This window comes from Streptomyces cucumeris (assembly GCF_024295805.1).
Classification (GTDB): domain Bacteria; phylum Actinomycetota; class Actinomycetes; order Streptomycetales; family Streptomycetaceae; genus Streptomyces; species Streptomyces cucumeris.
In genome coordinates this window covers 44,035-50,034 of record NZ_JANCLX010000049.1, presented here as the reverse complement: position 1 = coordinate 50,034, position 6,000 = coordinate 44,035, and the positions used below count along the sequence as shown (strand labels likewise).

The 6,000-nt window shown below is 69.4% G+C and carries 6 protein-coding genes; all 6 read left to right on the top strand.

Annotated features, from left to right (window positions below; translation table 11 throughout):
* The first annotated feature begins 581 nt into the window (after positions 1–581).
* Complete coding sequence (locus tag NMK44_RS39035) at positions 582–1,076, top strand: Pycsar system effector family protein (RefSeq protein ID WP_254752452.1); 495 nt, start codon at positions 582–584, stop codon at positions 1,074–1,076.
* Positions 1,077–1,094: 18 nt separating this feature from the next.
* Positions 1,095–1,799: a Crp/Fnr family transcriptional regulator gene (locus NMK44_RS39030; protein ID WP_254752450.1), complete on the top strand. Its 705-nt coding sequence runs from the start codon at positions 1,095–1,097 to the stop codon at positions 1,797–1,799.
* A 110-nt stretch (positions 1,800–1,909) separates the two neighbouring features.
* Positions 1,910–2,692 carry a hypothetical protein gene (locus tag NMK44_RS39025; protein ID WP_254752448.1) on the top strand — a complete coding sequence of 261 codons (783 nt, stop codon included), beginning with the start codon at positions 1,910–1,912 and terminating at the stop codon, positions 2,690–2,692.
* The gene (locus tag NMK44_RS39020) at positions 2,692–4,710 is read left to right on the top strand and encodes a hypothetical protein (RefSeq protein ID WP_254752446.1); all 2,019 of its coding nucleotides are present in this window, start codon (positions 2,692–2,694) and stop codon (positions 4,708–4,710) included. Before NMK44_RS39025 ends, NMK44_RS39020 begins: the two co-directional genes overlap by 1 nt.
* Positions 4,707–5,483: a hypothetical protein gene (locus NMK44_RS39015; RefSeq protein ID WP_254752444.1), complete on the top strand. Its 777-nt coding sequence runs from the start codon at positions 4,707–4,709 to the stop codon at positions 5,481–5,483. The genes NMK44_RS39020 and NMK44_RS39015 overlap by 4 nt, the downstream gene beginning before the upstream one ends.
* Complete coding sequence (locus NMK44_RS39010; RefSeq protein ID WP_254752443.1) at positions 5,480–5,674, top strand: hypothetical protein; 195 nt, start codon at positions 5,480–5,482, stop codon at positions 5,672–5,674. Before NMK44_RS39015 ends, NMK44_RS39010 begins: the two co-directional genes overlap by 4 nt.
* The last annotated feature ends 326 nt before the right edge of the window (positions 5,675–6,000 follow it).

Here is a 6,000-nt window from a genome sequence, read left to right as displayed (position 1 = left end):
CCCGATGTACTCGCCGCCCAACGCAAGGAACGGGCCCGCATTCGCAGCGAGAAGGGCATCCGCTGGGGCGGACGCCCCCTCGCAGCCGCAGCCTGAACCCGGCGAACCTATGCGGTCACAGCACTAGTCGGCGTCGACGGTCCTTCTGGTGCGGTGTCGTAAGCGGCCTCCCCTTCGGGTGGCATACGCGGAGCGCTTTCCCGACTCTACGGACCGGGGGCCACGGCTCCCGAGCGCGCCCGACGCCAACGGCCGGCGTCCGGACGGCGGTGCCCGACCGGACGATGCAGGAGGCTGCCGGGCGCGCAGCCTGCCAGTACTCGACGGCCAACGCGCGTGGGCATCGTCGCTCAATCTGACGTCACCTGCGCCCGCCCCGGCCACGGGGTGATCACACGGTGTTGCACCGTGCACTCGGGCACGCGGTCCAAGATCATTTGTTTACGGCAGCGCGCGGAGATCGCCCGCTTCCCCACGTGTTCAGGCCAAATTGTCCGCCGTACGTTTTCGGACGGGCATGCCTGCGCAGCTTCAGCGCAGCACCAGTGAGCGCTACTCGCTGCACCTGGGGGGATGCCACCGTGCCAACTGAGCCAACCGAAACAGCGTGGAAAATCCAGTCAGCCGTCGCGGATGCGACGGCTAAGGCGGACTCGAAAGCCGCACTCGCCTTAACCCTGCAGTCCACCACGCTGGCCGTACTCAGTTTGCTGGCGAGTTCCCGGCGGGCGGTGGGCGGGTTCGAGTCCGCCGCGTCGCAGACGCTGTTGTGGCTCGGCATCGTGCTCATCATGGCGGGTGCCTGTTGTGCCGCATGGGCTGTGTCTCCCCGGCTTGGCAAGGAGCGGCGAGGGCCAGAACCGGATGGCGACTTCCTGTACTTCGGACACCTGCGGCTCATGGAACCCGCCGTGCTGGAGGGGGTGCTGCGGAGCACAGATCCACTGCCTTCGCTTGCCCGGCAGGTGGTGGTGATGAGCGAGATCGCCTGGGCCAAACACCGCCGGGTGCAGTGCTCTCTCGTCCTGGCAGTCGCGGGCTGCGGCTGCTTCGCCGTGGCCACCGTCTTCGCGTGAGGGCGAGGAGGTGTCACGGTGAACTTCCTGTCCCTCGTCTCTCCTGAGGTATGGCGCGACTTGATCGAACGCGGGCATCGGCGCACCTACCGGAGCCAGGCGGTGCTCCTGGCCCAGGGCGAGTCGCCCGACGGTGTGATCGCGCTGGTCGAGGGTCTCGTGAAGGTGGTGCAGGGCAATGAGGCCGGGGACCGTCTGACGTTGATGCTCCGCGGTCCCGGCGAGGTCCTCGGTGAGATGGGTGTGCTGCTCGACCGGCCGCGCTCGGCAACCGTGACTGCGGTACGCCCTTGCACCGGTGTCGTCATGGCCGCGCATGCCTTCCGTGGATATGTGGCCCGGCATCGCCTGGAGTCTGTCGTGTACCGGCTGAGCGTGGACCGGCTGAACAGTCAGGAGCGTTTGCGCGCTGACCTTGCTCATCTGCCGCCGCTGGCGCGCCTGGCACGGGTGGTCGTGCATCTCGCGGACGAGGTGGGGCACCGTGATGGGGCTGGCGGTGTTGTCGTCGAACTCGGCATACCCAGGGAGGATTTGGCCACGATGGCGGGCATGAGCCGGTCATCAGCGTTTGCCGCCCTCGCGCGTCTCCAGTCCGACGGCATTGTCACGCTCGGCCGTCGGCGGCTCGTTGTCAGAGATCCTGCCCTGTTGAGGGCCGCAGCCCAGGATGACGGGGTGGGTGACGGCGACCGACCGCCGCGCGGAGCTCCTGTGATGTGACGGGCGGCACGCCCGTACCGTCCATCACTGGACGGTCGGCTGCCGGCTCCTCGAACAGGGTGGTGCTCTCCCCGCCGCGTGGGCGGGGAGAGCTACGAGAGGAGCGGCGCATGCTGCCGTCATGGGAGCCCTTGTGGCCCTACCGGGCCGTGCTGGCCGTCGACGCCAGGGACTTCGGATCACTCGACAGCAAAGGGATGCAGCGAGTCAACGCCGACATCCCGCCCCTGCTAGCGCAAGCGCTGAGCGCCAGCAACGTCAGCGCGCACTGGGAACGGCGCGTGTTCGGCCAGCACACGGGCGACGGTTATGTCGCCGGCATGGACCCTGAGGTCCTGCCCGCGCTGGTGGGGCACTTCCCCGACGCGCTTCGCCAGGCGCTCTCCCGTCGGCGGGCCGAGAACCCGCATCTCAAGCCGCTGCAGCTGCGGGTCAGCATCCACGTCGGGCCGTTGCCGCAGAGCGGTCTGGGCGTGCCCATGGTGCACACTCACCGACTTCTGGACGACAAGGCGCTGCGGGCGGTGCTCGAGCGCGGGCATCCCGAGATCACCAACACCGCCGTGATCGTCTCCCAGCGGGTGTACGAGGACGTCTTCGACAGCGGCTGCGTCAACGACGACGTACTGCCGACGCACTTCCACCGGCATCTGGTGAGGGTGAAGAAGTTCGAGCAGCCGGCCTATCTGCACCTTCCCGGCTTCGATTGGGGGCTCGCGGATCCGGACATCTTCGAGCCGTCCGCTGCGGCGGCGGATGAGGAGGAGCCGGGATCCGGGGCGCTCGTGGCGTCTGCTCCCACGGCTCCGGTGGGTCCCGGCGCGGTGAACTTCCACCAGTACGGCGAGCACGGCAAGCAGGGCTACAACTTCTACGACGAGCGGGGGCGGTAATGAGCGACCGCAGCAGCGAAGCACCCGACCCGACGTACGACAAAATCGACCCGGTGAGGCCCCGGGCGCACGAGGACCCGGCCGACGCGCCGCCATCGAACGCGTCGGAGTTCCACCAATACGGCGACCACAGCGTCCAGGCAGTCCACTACGCCGTACACCTGAACGGTGACTACGTCCAGACCCTGCCCATCGACGGCCGCGACCCCGCCTACCGTGCGAGCGAAGACGGGCGCTTCGTCGAACCCCGGGATCCGAACCGTCTGCCCGACGCCGCCAAGGTCCTCGAAACGCACGGCGTAGTGGTGCTGTGCGCGCCCGCCGGCAGCGGCCGGCGAACCGCGGCGGTACGACTCCTGCGCCATACGGCGGGACCGCAGGAGCCGGAGCTGTTCGACCTGGAACCGGAGTGGACCAAGCCCGGGACCCAGTGCCTGCCGGTGCGCTCGGCGACGGGCTACCTGCTCGACCTCTCCGACCTCCCGGACGAGCCGCCCGCCCGCTTCGGCCAAGACCTGGTCCATCATGGAGCGGCGCTGCGCAAACAGGGGTCCTTCCTGGTCGTGCTCGCCACCCCGGGCGACTGGCAGGGCGCGTGGGCCGATGCCACCGGCGACGTCACCGTACGGCTGGAGTCCCCCAGTGCGCGGCTTCTTGTCGAGGCAGAGCTCGACGCGCACGGTCACGGGGACCGGTTGGCCTGGCTGACGGACGAGAAGCTCTCCCCCATCTGGGAAGCCGACCCGTCCGCCCGTGAGGCGTGCCGGCTGGCCGGACTCATCGGTGCGGCCAAGGGCAGGGAACAGCTCAAGGAAGCCGTGGACCTTTTCGGGGACTGGCACATCACGGTGGAGAAGCTGCTCAACAAGCGCGGTGCGGTGGACGGGAGTCCGTCGTTGCTGTCCACTCGGGTCACGGTGTGGGCCGGAGCGCTGCTCGACGGAGCGCGGCGCGGTTCCATCGTCCGCGCGTCCGACGACCTGCTCGCCTCGCTGGGCCAGGCCCGCGGACCGGCCGACGTACTCACCGACGCGACGTCATCCCGTCGGCTCCAAGCAGCCGAGATCGAGCCCGTCGGCGAACGTGCCCACCACGACCGCAGGTGTCAGGGGCTGCCCGCCGCCCTCCTGCGTCATCTGTGGGACGAGTTCCCCACCCAGCATGACCTGCTGACGACGTGGGCGGTCGGTGTCGCCGCGAATCGGTCCGTCCCGGAGGACGATGCCCGACTCGCAAGCGAAGCCCTCCTGCGCCTGGCGGTACGTCGGCACGACAGGAAGGTGCTCGACGCTCTCGCGACGGGGCTCACCGGCCCTAGGCGGATCTTGGCCGTCGAGGCGCTCACGAAGGCCGCAACGGACGCCGAACTCGGCCGCTACGTCCGGGACCGCCTCCTCAACTGGGCGGAGTCCAGCAACACGGAGAAGGTCGATCTGGTCGTCGACGTCTGTGGCGGGCCCTGGGGCCAGCAGCAGTCGGCGCTCGCCCTCACTCGCCTGGGAAAGGCAGCGGGTGAGCAGGATTTCGGTGCCGAGAAACTGGTCAGCGCCTTCCGCGAGCTCGTCCGACGAGCCCCCGACCTCGTGGCCAAGACGGTCGTGCAGTGGCTGAAGAAGCACGGCACCGAGGCCGCCGGAAAGGCGCACCGCCAAGCGTTGGGGGCCTTCCTGGCACTCGTCTCCAGTGACACGGGTACAGACCTGGTCCTCGCCTCGGCCGGCGACGCGTCCAGCAGGGAGCACTTCGTCCGTGCCTGGCAAACGCTGCTGTCCACCAACGATGCCGTGGACCCGGTGCTCGGCCAGCTCACCCGGTGGCAGGAGCGGTTCGAGCACGACGCCGACCAGGGGGACGCGGTGATTGCCCTGCTGGCTGAGGTCTTCGCCCCACCGCGGCTGCGGTTGCGGCTCGACCGGCTCTTGGTGGCCGACGAAGCGGTGGTCCGGCCGTTCTGGCGGGACATCCTCGGCCGCGCCATGCAGCACTACAGCCTCGTCCAGAAAGCGTCGGAGGCATGACCGAACGTCCCGGTCCCTGGTGGAGACGGCGGGTCGGCCGGTTCACGGCGTACTGGCCCACCTGCCTGCCGGGCGTCCGCTTCCTGGCACGCGGCACTCTCACCCATCTAGTCCCTCCCCGGGCGACCGGGACCCACCACGCGGCCGCCACGCGAGCGGCGGCGCGCCTGGCCCTGGACGAACTCGGCCGCGGCATCGCCGGGGATCACCGGCCCGAGGAACTGGAATGCGCTCAGCAGAGGCTCACCCTGGCGGTCTCGCCGTGGCACAGCCCCGACAGCCACCCCGGGCTCTGGCTCAGGGCACGACTCACCCTGCTGCTCCCCCAGCAGGACGCCGATCGGGCCCTAAGACACCAGAACGCCCTGCGCGAGGTTGAGCTCCGTCTCGCACAGGACCGCTTGCGCCGGCAAGAGCTGGCTCGGACCGTGTGCACCGACCGGGACAGCGCCCGCCTGTGGTGGCTGGAGCGACATCTGGACGACCTGTCGGCCCTCAACTGGGCATCGTTCAGGGACACGATCCTCCCCTTAGTGGGGACGTCGGTCACCGAGCGCACGCAAGCCGAGCGGCTCGCCCACACCCTCCTCTACGTCTGGGAGCAATTGGCCGACGTGCCGGGACGGCAGGCGCGGTTCATGGCCACGGCCCGCACGCTCTTCGAGCAGATGGGTTGGTCCGACGGATTCCCCTGGCCGTCGCCGTCCGGCGACCTGGAGTCCGTGGCGCCGTCCCCCGCGACCGGCCCCTACGCAACGGAGGACGGGCAGTGAAGACCTCCGTACTGCGCTGGTTACTCGACCCGCTCACCAGTCTGCTCGCCCTCCGCCTTTGGTACCGGGAGCGCGGCCGCAGGCCGTACGAGGCGGCGTGGCGGCTGGCCAGGGTCATGCGCCACCCGGACGAGCTCGTGTACCGCGTTCACGGCCACCGACCCGACGACCCTGGAGACCCGCTTCCTTGATCACGGGGCAGTGCTGCTGCAGGGTGTCTCGAAGAGACCGGTCACATACGCGATCAGGTGGTGCTGCCGGACTCATGGGCAGCACCGTGGGGCCAGGCTGGTGACTGAGGCTCGAGGTCGCAGTCGCCTCCGCCCTGGGACACTGCGAAGCCGTTGATGCGGGCGGAGCCCAACGTGCCCGCTCGGCCTGGGAACGCTACGTAGTCGACGTTCGCACGGCAGGACGACGACCCCACCAGTGGCTACTCCCTCTCAGCGCAGCTTCCCCTGGGCAGAATCTGGGGAGAATGACCACCGCTGGGGAGCGTCTGGGGAGAATCGACCGC

Bases quoted from the DNA above. Each gene is read 5' to 3' on its own strand.
- NMK44_RS39015 (WP_254752444.1), top strand. From the start codon at position 4,707: ATGACCGAACGTCCCGGTCCCTGGTGGAGACGGCGGGTCGGCCGGTTC.
- NMK44_RS39025 (WP_254752448.1), top strand. From the start codon at position 1,910: ATGCTGCCGTCATGGGAGCCCTTGTGGCCCTACCGGGCCGTGCTGGCC.
- NMK44_RS39020 (WP_254752446.1), top strand. From the start codon at position 2,692: ATGAGCGACCGCAGCAGCGAAGCACCCGACCCGACGTACGACAAAATC.